Here is a 15,449-nt window from a genome sequence, read left to right as displayed (position 1 = left end):
AATATTGTTTTTTGCTGTATTAAAAAATAATTAAGGAGATTTTAATGACTGCTCAATCTGTCATTCTTCCACTACCTTCAGATCATGCACGCTTTATCGTGCTTCGCTTAAAAGATCTTACAATTTCTGAATTAAAACAACAGATTGAAGTTCTCCTGTCAACTCGCGACCGCCTCATCACCCAACATCCAAATGATCAAATTAAAACTGCTGTTGCGTTTGGTCCTGAGTTGTGGGCACAACTCAGCACTGAAACACCAGAAGGTTTTAAACAACTCGACCCTCAAAGTGGCGCATTTAATATGCCTGTTGTACCAGCAGATGTATTTATTCATATTGCAAGTGCACGTGCTGATATTTGCTTCTCAATCAGTCAAGCTTTCTTTGCAGGTATTCAAGACAAAGTAGAAGTCTTGGATGAACGCCATTGTTTTAGATTTTTTGATGGACGTGATATGACAGGGTTTATTGACGGCACTGAAAACCCTCAATTTCCTGACGATCGTGCTGAAGCCGCGCTGCTACCTGAGCAAGCAGGCAAATTTGCGGATGGAAGTTTTATTTTTGCTCAACGTTATGTCCACGACTTAGCGAAATGGCAACAACTCAAAGTCGATACGCAAGAGCAAGTATTTGGTCGTACCAAATTAGAGTCAATTGAACTTGATGATGATGTCAAACCTGAAAACTCCCATGTTGCACGTACAGTCGTGGAGGATGATGAGGGTGAAGAAATGGAAATCCTCCGCCACAGCTTGCCATATGGTGATGGCAAAGGTGAACAAGGTTTATTTTTCGTCGCCTATACCAATGATCTAAATATTATTGATGCAATGTTACAGCGTATGTTCGGAACTGCTGGTGATGGCATTCATGATCGCCTATTACATTTCACTACAGCAGTTGATGGTGCCTATTACTTTGCGCCTAGTGATGAACTTCTAGAGGAAATATTGGCAGTTTAAAAAAAAGGAGCGTTACGCCACTACTGTCCCATAGTTTGCTCTAAATAAAAAAACCTGAGTCTAAATAGTTAAAATATGAGTGCAAACAAACACTTTAACTATAAAGGACTCAGGTTTTGTCACATCAGAATACCGTATTTCATCAATTACTCAAACCCATTCTAAGACAAGATTTTGAACGTCTGGCTAAACTGCACCACTCTGGGCAAAAATTAAGATCAGCCACCCGCTGGGATCAGTTTGTTGCCATATTGATGTCCCAACTTTCTTGTCGGCAAAGCTTAAGAGACATTCAATCCAATCTCGAATCCCAGCAGGAAAAGCTCTATCATCTTGGCGCGAAGAGAATTGCGCGAAGCACCTTAGCAAGACTCAACGAAGAACAGCCCGCCAGCCTGTATCAGCAATTGTTCACACAGCTGCTTCAGCGCTGTGAAAACTCTAAAACTGCACATAAATTTAGATTCAAGAATCCACTGTATTCACTAGATGCCAGTCATATTGATCTTTCACTGTCATTGTGCGCATGGGCAAAAGTACATGAATCCAAAGCCAGTATTAAACTCAGTGTTGGCTTAAATCACAGCAATACCATTCCTGAATTTGTAGCGCTTGGGGATGGTATTGAAAATGATATGGTGCAAGGCAGAGCATTTAAATTTCCTGCTGGCAGCATTATCGTCTTTGATAAAGGATATGTTGATTATCAATGGTTTGCTCAGTTGACACTTCAGAACGTCAGCTTTGTAACCCGGCTACGCCCAAAGACAGTTTATCAAGTTAAATCAAGCCGCAGCGTATTAGCGACTAAAGGGATTATTGCGGATGAATGTATTGAATTGAGCAGTGCGTATGCCAAGAAAAGAGGCGCACCTGAATTATTAAGACGTATAGAGTTTTATGATACAGATAAGAAAAGAACATTCGAATTTCTGAGCAACAACTTTCATCTGGCAGCATCCACCATTGCTGCAATTTATAAAGACCGCTAGAAGATTGAGTTATTCTTTAAAGCCATCAAGCAGAATTTAAAACTGAAGTCATTTCTAGGTCGAAGCCGCAATGCGATACAAACGCAAATATGGATTGCATTAATTGCCTATTTGCTGGTGAACTTCGCTAAACACATGGCACAAGAAGGATGGAGTGTTCAGCGTTTACTGAGAATTATTCAGGTCAATTTATTTGAAAGGAAACTTTTAAGGTCACTCTTTGTGCCTGATAAAAAATGGCGAAAACAAGAAGAACCTCAATTGAGGTTCTTCTTGTGATATTTGTGGGACAGCAGTGAGCGTTACGCTCCTTTTTATTTAAAACGGGATTCGTTTATATCGACGGTATTCAGGATGCCAGAAAGATTCTTCTATTTTTTGTTGCAATAAATCATCACTGATCGTTACCGCAACACCATCTTGAATCGCAGCTTTCGCCACCTCAAAAGCAATCACTTTAGACACAGCCTGAATCTCACCTAATGGAGGTAATAAGTCTGCTTGAGCATCTGCTAATAAAGGAGAGCAATCAGCCAATGCACGACTTGAAGCCATCAACATATTTTCAGTGATTCGGGTAGCTGCACAAGCGACTACACCCAAACCAATACCTGGGAAGATATAAGAATTATTGCATTGAGCAATATTGTATAGTTGACCATGATAATTCACAGGTGCAAATGGACTACCCGTTGCAATCAACGCACGTCCTTCAGTCCACTCAATTATGTCTGCAGGTACTGCTTCAACGCGAGAAGTTGGGTTTGATAAAGGCATGACTATAGGACGTTCACAATGTGCCGCCATGGTACGAATAATTTCTTCAGTGAATAAGCCTGGTTGCCCCGAGACACCAATCAATACGGTCGGTTTGACATTCTGCACAACATCTAACAAAGAAATAATATCTTCAACTTTCGCCCACTGCTCGATGACTTCCGCCTTTTGCGCTAACTTACGCTGGAAATCTAACAAGTTCGGCTGATTCTCAGTGATTAAACCAAAACGATCAACCATATATACGCGTGCACGTGCTTCAGCATCCGTCAAACCTTCTGCCATCATTTGGGCTATGATTTGTTCAGCAATACCACAACCTGCTGAGCCCGCCCCCAAAAAGGCAATTGTTTGATCTTTTAATTGTTTTCCTGCCGCTCGACTCGCTGCAATCAAACTTCCAACCGAAACGGCCGCAGTACCTTGGATATCATCATTGAAACAACAAATCTTATCGCGGTATTTTTGCAATAACGGCATAGCATTCTTTTGAGCAAAATCTTCAAACTGAATCAAAGCTTTTGGCCAACGTCGTTTAACCGCATTAATCACATGATCGATAAATTCATAATACTCATCGCCATTGATACGAGGCTGACGCCATCCCATATAAATCGGATCATTTAATAGTTGCTGATTATTGGTTCCGACATCGATTGTAATCGGCAAAGTATAGGCTGGGCTAATTCCGCCACAAGCAGTGTATAAAGACAGCTTCCCAATCGGGATACCCATCCCGCCAATCCCTTGGTCGCCTAATCCCAAGATACGCTCACCATCGGTAATCACGATCACTTTTACATTGTTTTTATTCACATTTTGTAAAATATCATCAATAAATTCACGATCAGGATATGAGATAAAAACACCACGATGACGGCGGTAAATATCTGAGAAACGCTGACATGCTTCCCCGACAGTTGGTGTATAAATAATCGGCATCATTTCTTCTAAATGATGTTCGATGAGGTGATAAAACAAGGTTTCATTGGTGTCTTGAATATTGCGTAAATAGATATGCTTATTGATGTCATCACTAAACGCACAATATTGCTGATATGAACGCTGACTCTGTTCTTCAATAGTTTCAATAATATGTGGAAGTAAACCGTGCAAATTAAAGTTGGTTCGTTCTTCTTGAGTGAACGCCGAACCTTTATTTAAAAGTGGTAATTCTAGGAGGGTATAACCTGCATATGGGATATAAAGAGGGTGTTTACTTGGATTTCCTGTTGTCATTGCCTATCTCATTTTCCAGCTTAGAGCACAAAAGCCTCTTAAAGATCACTTCATGCTCGTGGTGTCTAATAGCTTAAGGCTATTTCGTATAAAAATGACATTTTAAACAGTGATACAGTTCAGGCTTAGTATTCAATAGCGACATACAAGAGATATTTCATAATATTTTCATACAATTATAATTATGTTGTGATAATTCATAGTTATAAATAAATCTTAAGCACATAAATTTTGATGTTATCAACCATTTCATAATTAAATAATATAAAACTCTTGAACACTTGATCCAATCCACATTCATTCAAATCAGAAATTACCAATCAAACTAAAAGCTGAGATTCAATGAACCTTTCATTCACACAGGTCATTACTTAACTAAAATTATTCACTCAGCCGCCAAATGTCTCCCCTAACAGGAGCGAAATTTGCTATATTTAGCGTTTTTCCGCGACATTTATTTCGGTAACTATGAATACGGCAATACAATCAGCTCTTGATCATGCGGTGCAATCCCTTCAACAACAAGGGATACTTCCTTCAGATTGGACAAACACGAGCCATTTAACCCGTACCAAAGACCGAAGTCACGGTGACTTTGCTTCGAATATTGCGATGATTGGATCAAAAGCTGCGGGTATGAAACCTCGTGATCTTGCTGAAAAAATCCTAGCAGCACTTCCAGAAGTTGCTGATATTAGTAAAGCAGAAATTGCTGGTCCAGGATTCATTAACTTCTTTTTAAATGCTGATCAACGCTTTGCTGTGCTCGACCAAATTCAAGCACAGAAAGATCAATATGGTCGTAGCCAAGTGAACGCTGCGAAAAAAATCCAAGTTGAGTTTGTATCAGCGAACCCTACTTCTAGCCTACATGTTGGGCATGGTCGTGGCGCTGCTTACGGTATGACTGTTGCAAACTTATTAGAAGCAACAGGCGCTAAAGTTGATCGCGAATACTATGTAAATGATGCTGGTCGTCAAATGGATATTTTGGCGACTTCTACTTATTTGCGCTATTTAGAGTTAACAGGTCAAATTCTTGTTTTCCCTAAGAATGCCTACCAAGGCGACTACGTGAAAGAAATCGCACAAAGCATTATAGATAAAGATGGCGATGCACACGTTCGTCCAGTTGCAGATATCTACAAAGATGTTCCAGAAGACGTTCAATATGCAGAAGAATTAGACGCTGATGGCAACAAAGTTGTGCTCTCTGGGGATAAAGAAAAGCATATTGATGGTTTAATTGCGAATTCTCAACAGCATTTAGGTGAAGGCTATCGCGTTTTCCACCAAGCGGCTTTGCATGCCATTTTAGATGATATTAAAGACGACCTCGCAGACTTTGGTGTTACCTTTGATCAATGGTTTAGTGAAGCATCATTGGCTGATAAAATTGATGAAGCACTTGCAACGCTTGATCAGCGTGGTTTCCTATACGAAAAAGATGGCAATATCTGGTTTAAATCAACTGAATTTGGTGATGAAAAAGATCGTGTTGTGAAACGTCGTAACGGTCAAACCACTTATTTTGCATCCGACATTGCTTATCATTTGAATAAATTACAACGTGGTTATACTGACTTAATTGATATTTGGGGTTCAGACCATCATGGTTATATCTCACGTGTTAAAGCAGCAATTGACGCGATGGGCTATGACTCGAAGAAATTGACTGTACTTTTAGTTCAGTTCGTGAGTTTGTGGCGTGGCGGTGAGATGGTACAAATGTCATCTCGTTCAGGTCAGTTCGTCACATTGCGTGATCTACGTAAAGAAGTTGGTAATGATGCGGCACGCTTCTATTACGTGATGCGTAAATCTGAGCAACATATTGATTTTGACTTAGACCTCGCAGTTTCGCAAAGCAAAGACAATGCGGTGTATTACATCCAATATGCGCATGCGCGTGTAAACAGTATTGTCAATCGTGCTAAAGAAAAAGGCATTGTATTTGACGCTACGAATGCACGACAGTTTGCTGATCTATTAACCTTAGAGACAGAAACAGAAATCCTTGCAAAATTAGCAGCTTATCCTGAAATTGTTGTACGAGCTGCAAATGTTTGCGAACCACATCAAATTGGTAACTATCTCAAAGATTTGGCTGCACTATTCCATGGTTGGTATGCACAAGATGGTGTGAAATTTGTAGATGAAACAAATACCTCATTGTCTCAAGCACGCTTACTGCTCTCAACGAATGTACAGCAAGTGTTACGTAATGGTTTAGAGTTATTGGGCGTATCTGCACCAGACTCAATGTAATCTAAACAACGTTATAATTAATAGATGCAAGCAAAGTTCGCTTTGCTTGCTTTATTATTTATATCGTTTAAGTTTAAGAAATGAGAGATTCATATTCACTTTACAGAAAAAAACACTATCTTAGGTTTTATCTGATAAATAATAAGGTGAATAACGCATTATTTTTGAACATAATGCTTTGTTTATTCAATGATTCACGTTACAAATAACATAATAGGATCAAGAGGAATTTCAGGTGTTTGGAAAAACGCAACGTGGTGTATCTGAACGACCAAATAAACCCAAAAAACCACTCATACCCAAGTGGCTCGGTATGCTTGTAGCCATTTTGGCGATTCTATGTGTTGCGGTTATGTTGATGCTATGGAAACCATGGCAACCTGTACCTGCTAAAAACCAGGTGACATCAGAGCATTATCAAGAAGAAGATACCAACAAAGACTATCGCTTCTATGATCTGCTCCCTCAACAACAAGTCACGCCAATTCCTGAACAAGCTGTTCCTGAAACCAAACAGCAAGGTAATGTCGTGATTATTGAATCCCCAGCCGCAGAGACGACAAACGCTGATGCGTCAGGAGGAATTACGCCAAGTGAGCAAACAGCTCCTGCTCAAGCCACTTATATTTTACAAGTGAGAAGCTATCCAGATCCTGATAGTGCCGATGCACGACGTGCCGAAATTATTTTAAATGGTTTATCGGCAGATGTAGTCAAAACTGTTGAAAATGGTCAAACATGGTATCGTGTTTTTTCAGGACCATACGATAGCCAAGATGCCGCTTTAGCAGCACAACAAACACTTCAAAATAGTGGTATTGATTCGATTGTCATCAAACGTTGATCGGCAAAATATCAAATAGAAAAGGAACGCTTGATCGTTCCTTTTTTATTTAAAGCAAGATGATTTGAACTAGCCACACTCAGATTCTAAACTTTTCTGTTCAGCACGTTGAAATGCCGCGCGCTCTTGTATTCGCTGTACAAAGGCTTGAATATTTGGGTATTTCCCATGTAGACGTTTTTGTAACGCAATCAATGGGAACGCCATTTGAATATCAGCAAATGAAAACTCACCTGCAAAATAATCATGCTCAGACAGATATTGTTCTAAATACAGAATATGTTCTTTTACACGAGGACGAATAAAACCACCTTTTACGCCATCTGTGATTTTCTCGGCAATTGGACGAATCACCCACGGTACATGCTTACTGACATTGTTCATGACTAAAGTCATCACCAAAAGCGGCATCAAAGACCCTTCCGCATAATGCATCCAATAGTCATATTGTCTTTGATCTTTCGCTTGTTGGGGTTTGAACTGCTGAAGTCGATCATATTGTTGCTGCAAATAATCCAAAATCACTGCCGATTCAACAATCACATCACCATCATCTACCAAGATAGGTGCTTTGCCGAGAGGATGTATGTTTTTAAGGATTTCTGGTGCTGCGTAACTGGCTGACCTTTGATAAAACTCTACTTGGTAGTCCACACCAAGCTCCTCTAATGCCCACAGTATTCGAAACGAACGGGAGCATTGCAGATAATGTAAGGTAATCATTTTGTGTGCCTGCTTGTGCTACGCAACTGTTGTTTTTTATCCCTCTAACAGTTGCGTTTAGAATTATGTTTTGCCCAAGCACAATAGCACTAAAGCCTTAAAGAATCACGGTCTGAATGTCTAAACTGCGTAACAAAGTTTTAGTGACAGGTGTCTTGCTACAGACATTGAGAAGTTTTTCTTTTAGCTCTGGTGAAACAGGTTGCTTAAAGGTGACACGACGTTCAATTCGCTCCTGTTGTTCACGATTAGTATGAAAATCCACCTCAACCGTAAACTCACCTAAGTCTATTTCTTTATGTTGAGCATACATGCGCAATGTGATCATGGTACATGATGCTAGGCTAGCTGTAAGAAAATCATATGGTGCGGGACCTGTGTCATGTCCACCGAAAGATTCAGGCTTATCTGTCAAAAATTGATGCGTTCCACTAGTCACTTCCCCTTTCCACGGATCAGGTAAAGTTAGAACTTTTGCACTTGCGATAACACTCATTTTGAAGCCCTCATTTGATCAGGTAGCGTTGGTGCTTCCAAACGTTTGCCTTGATAATCTGGAATCTCACCAAAACGTGCATCATGGTTAATCCAGTCTTCACGTGCTTGCTGCAAGTCTTCCATCGTGCGTCCTACGAAGTTCCACCACAACAAAATAGGTGATTCAAAAGGTTCACCACCAATGAGAAGCACTCGATTACCAGATTTGATTTCAACTTCGATTTCCGTCAAACCTGTTTCTAAAACCACCATATTATCAGCAGTTAATTCATGTCCGTTCACACGAGCTTTGCCATCAAGCGCCATGAAAGCATATTCAAATGCTGGATTGAGTGGTATACGCGTTTTAGTATCCGCTTGAGCTGTTAGATCAACACCAACTAAAGGTGTATGTACTTGAACTGGAGAAAGAGTATTGAGGAAGTCACCGACTAAGACTGTAAATTCAACTTGATCTTTAACCACAACAGGCAGTTCTGGGTAATGCTCAAAGTTAGGCTCCATATTGCGCTTGTTATCAGGAAGAGCAATCCACAACTGTGCCGCATGCATTTGAGTTTCAGTATCAGGCGCGACCTCTGTATGAGAAATACCACGTCCAGCTGTCATTAAGTTTACTTGTTTTGGACGAATAAGCTGTTTTGAACCCAAGCTATCGGTATGCATCATGGTGCCTTCAATCATCCATGTAAAGGTTTGCAAACCAATATGAGGATGTGGCCCAACATCTAACCCATCTCCAGCTGGAAAGCTGACTGGCCCTGCATGATCTAGAAAGCACCAAGCACCAACTAAACGTTTATGACGACTCGGCAAGGCGCGCTTGATAACCGTTCCCTTGCCAATCGTCGCTGAACGAATGGTAAATTCTTGAAGCAAGCTATCAACAATTTTTTCACAATCTTCTGAATAAGAAAGTTCGCCATCTTGTGTATTGGTCATTTTTAATTTTCCTATATTTCATATATTTAATTTGGTTAGATGGTTTCTTCCAACGAAATCCCGATCAAAAATTAGAGATAAAACCTTAGATTTTACCCATGTGTAAAAAACCATTTTGATACAATCTGCACTGAATTGCCGTATGACTTTGGGGTTTCTTTCAGATAATATAATCAGAAGATACACAAAAGAAAAAGAGCGATTTTGCCCAGCAAATTTCTATAAAAAAACAGATGCTGTTGTACTTACTTATAACTTTAAGTGAATTATTTCTTCATACAACAGCGTCAATAGTGTGGAGCAGCCTATGAATAACGGGGGAGGCAGGCACACCATATTGGGGCGTAAAGAAGGCTTTGTTTCACAAGTCAGCCATCATGATACTCAACGCGTGCCTGTAGATAGTTTTATATTACCATCGCAACTTTGTGATCCCCACAATCGCGATGCAATTGCCAATGCCTTACAAGAAGATGACGCCCAGATTCCAGAAAAATTTAAACCGTGCTATTACAACTATCAGAATGTTCATCATCGTTTTTATTTGAAACAAATCAATTTATTAGGTCAACTTTGTTTCCTTTTTTATTTTTTTGCGGATTGGTTTTTATTACCGGATATCAGCTTTATTTCAGGTCTCAGCCGTGTGGTCGCAGTACTTGGCTTTGTAATTCTTAATATGTTGATGTTCAAATATTGCAAAAATATTGTCATTCTTGATCTATTACTCCCTATTTCTAGTGCGTGTGGTGCGGCCATTTGGTTTTGGTTGCTCAGTCAATCCCATAGTCCGAACGTCAATCAATATCAATATGCTTCCGTGATTTTTTTACTATTGGGTTGTCTATCCATTCACGTTCGATTCCGTCCCGCTGTTCTCACTGCCTTGTTGATTAGCATGGTGATTATTGGTGGTATCCTGTCTATCAACAACAACCAGCAAGTTATTATTTTCCTATTGGTTTATATTCCGATTTTGTTTTTTAGTTTATACGTGAGCTGGAATAACACCTTAAATGCGCGGCGTGCATTTTTACGTTCTATGCTGGAGGAATGGGATCGACACCTGCTGCGTGAACTTGCCCATACAGATGAACTCACCCAGCTGAGTAATCGTCGCCAATTTGAGTTGATTGCAGATAAGATGATTCATGCTTGGCCGCCGTATCAATCCATCTGTCTACTGATGTTTGATGTGGATTATTTTAAAAGAATTAATGACAGTTATGGCCATGATATTGGCGATCAGGTATTGCAAAAAATTGCCGAACTTGCACGTAAGGAAATGCGCCGTGCCGATGTTCTCGCGCGTTTTGGAGGCGAAGAATTTGTTGCCTTGCTTCCCGAAACGACACTGGAAGATGCCATTATGATTGCAGGGCGTCTAAGAAAAAATATCGAGTCTCACCCTGTCTGTATTGGAAATGATATCAAAATTAGTTTCACCGTTTCGGTTGGTGTGTCAAAACTAAATTCAGACAATATCAATTTACATTCACTGATCAAAGAAGCAGATATTGCGCTTTATCGTGCAAAGCAAAACGGACGCAACCAAGTGGCCAGTTTTGACCTTCCGACTATCTAGATCGGTCTAAACTATAAAAAAGGACGCAATTGCGTCCTTTTTCGGCGTAAAACTGGCAAGCAGCTTCGTTTGGTTTAAAGCGTTGCTTTAAACACGCACTCATGCTTGAAATCCCTCTGCCGCAGGCATAGCCTTTGGCGTAAAACTGGCAAGCAGCGTTGCTGCTTGAAATCCCAGTTTTACTCCCATTCAATTGTCGCAGGGGGTTTAGAAGACACATCATAAACAACGCGTGAAACATCTTTGATTTCATTCATGATACGAGTAGAGATTTTATCAACCAACTCGTATGGCAAGTGAGCGAAACGCGCTGTCATAAAGTCAACAGTCTCAACCGCACGAAGTGCAATCACCCATGCATAACGGCGACCGTCACCCACAACACCCACTGATTTCACAGGTTGGAATACCGCAAATGCTTGAGCAGTTTTGTCATACCAACCACTCGCACGAAGTTCTTGCATAAAGATGTCATCAGCAAGACGTAGAATATCTGCATATTCTTTTTTCACTTCACCCAAGATACGCACGCCTAAACCTGGACCTGGGAATGGATGACGATAAATCATGCTATGAGGTAAACCTAAAGTTGTACCTAATTTACGTACTTCATCTTTGAATAAGTCACGTAATGGCTCAACAAGATCAAAAGCTAAATCTTCTGGTAAACCACCTACGTTGTGGTGTGATTTGATAACGTGTGCTTTACCTTGTTTGCTTGCAGCAGATTCGATTACGTCAGGATAAATCGTACCTTGTGCCAAGAATTTTACGCCATCAAGTTTACGAGCTTCTTCTGCGAATACTTCGATAAACTCACGACCAATGATTTTACGTTTTTTCTCAGGATCAACTTCACCCGCTAACGCAGTCAAGAAACGCTCTTCTGCATCTGCACGGATCACACGAATACCCATGTTCTCTGCGAACATTTGCATAACTTGATCACCTTCGTTTAAACGAAGTAAACCATTATCTACAAATACACACGTTAACTGATCGCCAATCGCTTTATGCAACAATGCTGCGACTACAGATGAATCAACACCACCTGATAAACCTAAAAGAACTTTTTCATCGCCGATTTGTTTACGTAATTGTTCTACACGTAAATCAATGATGTGCTCAGGTGTCCAAAGACCACGACAACCACAAATTTTATGAACAAAGTTAGAAAGTAATTCTTCACCTTTCGCAGTGTGAGTCACTTCAGGGTGGAATTGAACGCCATAGAAACGACGTGTTTCATCACTTACAGCAGCAAAAGGACAGCTTGGTGTGCTTGCAGTAACTTGGAAACCTTCAGGAATCGCGCTTACTTTATCACCATGACTCATCCAAACATGCAGCTGGTTCTCACGATCTTGCAAGTTACCAATTAACTGGTCACGTACCAAGATATCAACTTCTGCATAACCAAATTCGTGAACTGTACCTGGCTCTACCTTTCCACCAAGTTGTTCCGACATGGTTTGTAAACCATAACAAATACCCAAAACTGGCACGCCTAATTCAAACACGATTTGAGGTGCTCGTGGGCTACCCTCTTCATGTACACTCTCAGGGCCACCTGACAAAATAATCCCGTTTGGATTAAATGCACGAATATCTTCTTCAGACATGTCAAATGCATACATTTCAGAATAGACACCCGCTTCACGTACACGACGTGCAATCAGCTGGCTATATTGAGAGCCGAAATCCAAAATAAGGATACGATCTTCAGTAATTTGAGTATTGGTCGTCATGGGATAATCATAAAGGCAAATGAATTAAGCGCCACATTCTAACATTTTTCACGCTTTGGCGCATCGCAATTCATCATCTATCTTATTTTTTAGCTTTACTTGCTAATCCCTGCTGAAATTTAAACTAAAATTTCACAACTTTTTGCCTATTTTAGAGAGTTAAATCAACAATTCTTGCCAATTCTGCTCAACACAAAGCAAAAATTGGTGCTAAGATGATGAACTGAAAAAAGCATTACCATGGAAAGGTATTCAATAGATCTCATCGTTTCCTTTTTATGTGAATGCGATGTCCTTGATAAAAGGAAAAATTAAAAGAATCTAAAGATATTGGTGTACCACCAATGTCCTAAAACATTTCATTATCATCTATGGCTTGTCTTGTCATAAGGCAACAATTAGGACTTGAAGGACCAATACAATAATGTTTCAAGAAATGATTGCAGATTTTCAACAGAATTTCTGGTTATATATTTCAATCCCTTTTATTAGTGGCATTATTGGCTATGTAACAAAAGTGATTGCGATTCAAATGATGTTCTCACCACTTGAGTTTAAGGGGTTAAGATTATTTGGTCTTCCTATTGGCTGGCAAGGTATCGTTCCTCGCAAAGCTGAAAAAATGGCAACCACTGCCGTTGAATTGATGACCTCAAAACTGATCAAACCTGAAGAAATATTTGCACGACTCGATCCGAAACGCATCGCAAAAGAAATTGAAAAACCGCTCATGGCAGCCGCTGAAGACATCACTCGTGAAGTTGCTCAGCAATACCAACCTGGTTTATGGGAAGGGATGCCAGAATTTGCTCGTCAAAAACTGATCAAACGTGTCCAAACCAAAGCACCTGAAATCGTTGAACACATCATGAGTGAAGTACAGCGTGATGTGTCTAAATACTTCGATATCAAACACATGGTGGTCAACAACCTACTCAAAGATAAACGCCTCCTCAATGAAATCTTTAAAAAAGTCGGCAAACAAGAATTTAAATTCTTTAGTAATGTCGGCTTTATTTTTGGATTCGCGATTGGTGTCGTACAAATGCTTTGTTGGATTGTGACACAAGGAAAATATCCTTGGATGCTTCCAATGTTTGGTGGTTTTGTCGGTTTCTTTAGTGACTGGATCGCATTACAAATGATGTTTAGACCTTTGTACCCGAAAAAAATCATGGGTTACACATGGCAAGGACTATTCATTAAACGTCAAAATGAAGTGGCTGCGGACTACGCTGCATTAATCTCGAAACAGTTACTCACCTCTCGTAACATGATGGAAGAGCTTTTTTCAGGGACTCACTCAGACAAGGTAATTGAACTGGTCAGCCGCCATGTAAAACAAGAAATTGATTTACAGGCAGGTATTGTTCGCCCATTGGTGGTGTACGCGATTGGCGGCGAGAAGTATCAAAGCCTGAAAGCTGAAGTTGCTGAGCGTATTTTAAAACAGCTGCCAGATACGATGCGTTATGTTGAATCTTATGCTGAAGATGCAATGAATGTTCGTAATACCTTAGTTGATCGTATGCAACGCCTCAGCCCTGAAGAATTTGAAGGTATGTTACGTCCAGCATTCAAAGAAGATGAATGGTCATTGATTATCGTCGGTGCTGTGCTCGGTTTCCTCGTCGGGGAAATGCAAATCCACTTTATGCTCTAAGATTTTTATCAAATTTAAAAGGAAGCTAAGGCTTCCTTTTTTTATTGATGTCCGTATTTCTCAATTTTGATTACTTCGATATCTGTAGGTTTATATCGATGTGTATCAACCTCACCGATTAAACGTACAGAATCACCAACACTTAAACGTGCTTGCTGCCATAAATCATCATCAATTTCTACAACAATGCTGCCACTCTGATCTTGAAATTCATAATGATCACTGTGTAAATGTTTGCTAATTTTTCCTGTGAGCGTTACACCAGTTTCATCTGCGTATTTGACGATATCCCTCACCAGCACACTATTTTGAGCTGCTTCTTTCAAAAGTACAGCATCTTGTTTCCCAGCCCATGTGTGGCTTGCAGCTATTGATAAAAGACCGATCATTAAACCTAAGCTTATTGTTCTCATTGATTCATTCCAAACAATTTAATCCTTTAATATTCAAACAAATTTCGATAAACAGTGAGATCATTTTTTGTAATAAACGGTAAATTCAAAGGATGTAAAAAAGCCCCATCAAAAGTGGGGCTTTTTTGAAACTGATTGTTTATTTTTCAATTGCGTGATCTAAGCTCAGACGACCTGCACCATAAAGCATTAAGTAAAATAATCCGCCCGCCATTGCCAAGTTTTTCATAAAGTTGATCTGTTGCATTTGATCATCTGTCCCATGGAAGATGAATGCAGTAATAATACTAAACACTCCCAAACCCAAAGCAGCTAAACGAGCTTGGAAACCAAATAACAGAGCTAAACCACCACCAAACTCAACCAAAATTGTGATCGGTAATAATGCCACTGGAACTCCCATCGACTCCATATAGCCTGCTGTAGCACCATATGCGGTCAATTTACCCCATCCAGCAATAATGAAGATATAGGCCATTAAAATACGAGCAATTAAAGTCACTGTATTTTCTACGCCAGATTGCGTTACGATATTTTTTACAACGACATTAGGATTAAACATAATCAATTCCACACTGTTTGTTTTTTAACTTAACACCAGTTTATGTATCTTCCTATTTGCAATAAACATCATATTTATTAATACATTGTTCCATTTTAAGAACAATGGTGACTAATTTAACAGCAATTCGTTATGCTTTGCATCATTAAGTAAAGTTACTAATTAATTTGCTTTTCTTACTGACATTAGACAGACGCACTGCTAGGATTTAGCTCAAATTTATAGTGTTA

12 protein-coding genes and 1 pseudogene are annotated in these 15,449 nt (G+C 39.8%); 6 read left to right on the top strand and 7 right to left on the bottom strand.

The window, feature by feature from the left end; all coding sequences use genetic code 11:
* The first annotated feature begins 44 nt into the window (after positions 1-44).
* Positions 45-965: a Dyp-type peroxidase gene (locus tag R2H34_RS01045; RefSeq protein WP_087540618.1), complete on the top strand. Its 921-nt coding sequence runs from the start codon at positions 45-47 to the stop codon at positions 963-965.
* A 116-nt stretch (positions 966-1,081) separates the two neighbouring features.
* Positions 1,082-2,236: pseudogene (locus tag R2H34_RS01040) on the top strand (IS4 family transposase).
* Positions 2,237-2,275: 39 nt separating this feature from the next.
* Here R2H34_RS01040 and R2H34_RS01035 read toward each other — a convergent pair.
* Positions 2,276-3,973 carry an NAD-dependent malic enzyme gene (locus R2H34_RS01035; protein WP_004956579.1) on the bottom strand — a complete coding sequence of 566 codons (1,698 nt, stop codon included), beginning with the start codon at positions 3,971-3,973 and terminating at the stop codon, positions 2,276-2,278.
* A gap of 468 nt (positions 3,974-4,441) precedes the next feature.
* Here R2H34_RS01035 and argS point away from each other — a divergent pair, with 468 nt between their 5' ends.
* Both argS and R2H34_RS01025 read left to right on the top strand, forming a co-directional pair.
* A complete protein-coding gene (argS, locus tag R2H34_RS01030; RefSeq protein ID WP_005403940.1) occupies positions 4,442-6,241 on the top strand; it encodes an arginine--tRNA ligase in 1,800 nt (599 codons plus the stop codon).
* A gap of 235 nt (positions 6,242-6,476) precedes the next feature.
* Positions 6,477-7,085: an SPOR domain-containing protein gene (locus R2H34_RS01025; RefSeq protein ID WP_004905581.1), complete on the top strand. Its 609-nt coding sequence runs from the start codon at positions 6,477-6,479 to the stop codon at positions 7,083-7,085.
* A 69-nt stretch (positions 7,086-7,154) separates the two neighbouring features.
* Here R2H34_RS01025 and R2H34_RS01020 read toward each other — a convergent pair whose 3' ends face one another.
* From R2H34_RS01020 to R2H34_RS01010, 3 genes are all read right to left on the bottom strand, one after another.
* Entirely contained in the window at positions 7,155-7,808 is a 654-nt protein-coding gene (locus R2H34_RS01020) for a glutathione S-transferase family protein (RefSeq protein ID WP_004905585.1), read from the bottom strand.
* A gap of 97 nt (positions 7,809-7,905) precedes the next feature.
* Positions 7,906-8,304, bottom strand: coding sequence for an OsmC family protein (locus R2H34_RS01015; RefSeq protein ID WP_087540515.1), 399 nt, complete (start codon positions 8,302-8,304; stop codon positions 7,906-7,908).
* A complete protein-coding gene (locus R2H34_RS01010; RefSeq protein WP_087540513.1) occupies positions 8,301-9,248 on the bottom strand; it encodes a pirin family protein in 948 nt (315 codons plus the stop codon). Before R2H34_RS01010 ends, R2H34_RS01015 begins: the two co-directional genes overlap by 4 nt.
* Before the next feature lie 307 nt (positions 9,249-9,555).
* Between R2H34_RS01010 and R2H34_RS01005 the strand changes: the two genes are divergently transcribed.
* The gene (locus tag R2H34_RS01005) at positions 9,556-10,833 is read left to right on the top strand and encodes a GGDEF domain-containing protein (protein ID WP_087540512.1); all 1,278 of its coding nucleotides are present in this window, start codon (positions 9,556-9,558) and stop codon (positions 10,831-10,833) included.
* A 179-nt stretch (positions 10,834-11,012) separates the two neighbouring features.
* On the opposite strand, the gene guaA is transcribed toward R2H34_RS01005, so the two are convergent.
* Positions 11,013-12,581, bottom strand: a complete 1,569-nt coding sequence (guaA, locus tag R2H34_RS01000; RefSeq protein ID WP_004905594.1) for a glutamine-hydrolyzing GMP synthase — start codon at positions 12,579-12,581, stop codon at positions 11,013-11,015.
* A 436-nt stretch (positions 12,582-13,017) separates the two neighbouring features.
* Between guaA and R2H34_RS00995 the strand changes: the two genes are divergently transcribed.
* Positions 13,018-14,244, top strand: a complete 1,227-nt coding sequence (locus tag R2H34_RS00995) for a DUF445 family protein (RefSeq protein WP_171053841.1) — start codon at positions 13,018-13,020, stop codon at positions 14,242-14,244.
* Positions 14,245-14,285: 41 nt separating this feature from the next.
* On the opposite strand, the gene R2H34_RS00990 is transcribed toward R2H34_RS00995, so the two are convergent.
* Positions 14,286-14,657 (bottom strand): NirD/YgiW/YdeI family stress tolerance protein, encoded by a 372-nt coding sequence (locus R2H34_RS00990; protein WP_087540510.1) that lies wholly within the window; start codon positions 14,655-14,657, stop codon positions 14,286-14,288.
* 139 nt (positions 14,658-14,796) lie between these two features.
* Complete coding sequence (locus R2H34_RS00985; protein ID WP_087540509.1) at positions 14,797-15,219, bottom strand: DoxX family protein; 423 nt, start codon at positions 15,217-15,219, stop codon at positions 14,797-14,799.
* Positions 15,220-15,449: the final 230 nt, after the last annotated feature.

Source organism: Acinetobacter sp. 16 (assembly GCF_033439925.1).
GTDB classification, from domain to species: domain Bacteria; phylum Pseudomonadota; class Gammaproteobacteria; order Pseudomonadales; family Moraxellaceae; genus Acinetobacter; species Acinetobacter junii.
Note: the sequence above shows the minus strand (reverse complement) of the source record. Positions and strands in the feature narration are given on the sequence as shown.

What these genes read in the sequence shown, in the direction of transcription:
- R2H34_RS01045 (WP_087540618.1), top strand. Translation starts at nt 45, where the DNA reads ATGACTGCTCAATCTGTCATTCTTCCACTACCTTCAGATCATGCACGC.
- R2H34_RS01035 (WP_004956579.1), bottom strand. Translation starts at nt 3,973, where the DNA reads ATGACAACAGGAAATCCAAGTAAACACCCTCTTTATATCCCATATGCA.
- argS (WP_005403940.1), top strand. Translation starts at nt 4,442, where the DNA reads ATGAATACGGCAATACAATCAGCTCTTGATCATGCGGTGCAATCCCTT.
- R2H34_RS01020 (WP_004905585.1), bottom strand. Translation starts at nt 7,808, where the DNA reads ATGATTACCTTACATTATCTGCAATGCTCCCGTTCGTTTCGAATACTG.
- R2H34_RS01015 (WP_087540515.1), bottom strand. Translation starts at nt 8,304, where the DNA reads ATGAGTGTTATCGCAAGTGCAAAAGTTCTAACTTTACCTGATCCGTGG.
- R2H34_RS01010 (WP_087540513.1), bottom strand. Translation starts at nt 9,248, where the DNA reads ATGACCAATACACAAGATGGCGAACTTTCTTATTCAGAAGATTGTGAA.
- R2H34_RS01005 (WP_087540512.1), top strand. Translation starts at nt 9,556, where the DNA reads ATGAATAACGGGGGAGGCAGGCACACCATATTGGGGCGTAAAGAAGGC.
- guaA (WP_004905594.1), bottom strand. Translation starts at nt 12,581, where the DNA reads ATGACGACCAATACTCAAATTACTGAAGATCGTATCCTTATTTTGGAT.
- R2H34_RS00995 (WP_171053841.1), top strand. Translation starts at nt 13,018, where the DNA reads ATGATTGCAGATTTTCAACAGAATTTCTGGTTATATATTTCAATCCCT.
- R2H34_RS00990 (WP_087540510.1), bottom strand. Translation starts at nt 14,657, where the DNA reads ATGAGAACAATAAGCTTAGGTTTAATGATCGGTCTTTTATCAATAGCT.
- R2H34_RS00985 (WP_087540509.1), bottom strand. Translation starts at nt 15,219, where the DNA reads ATGTTTAATCCTAATGTCGTTGTAAAAAATATCGTAACGCAATCTGGC.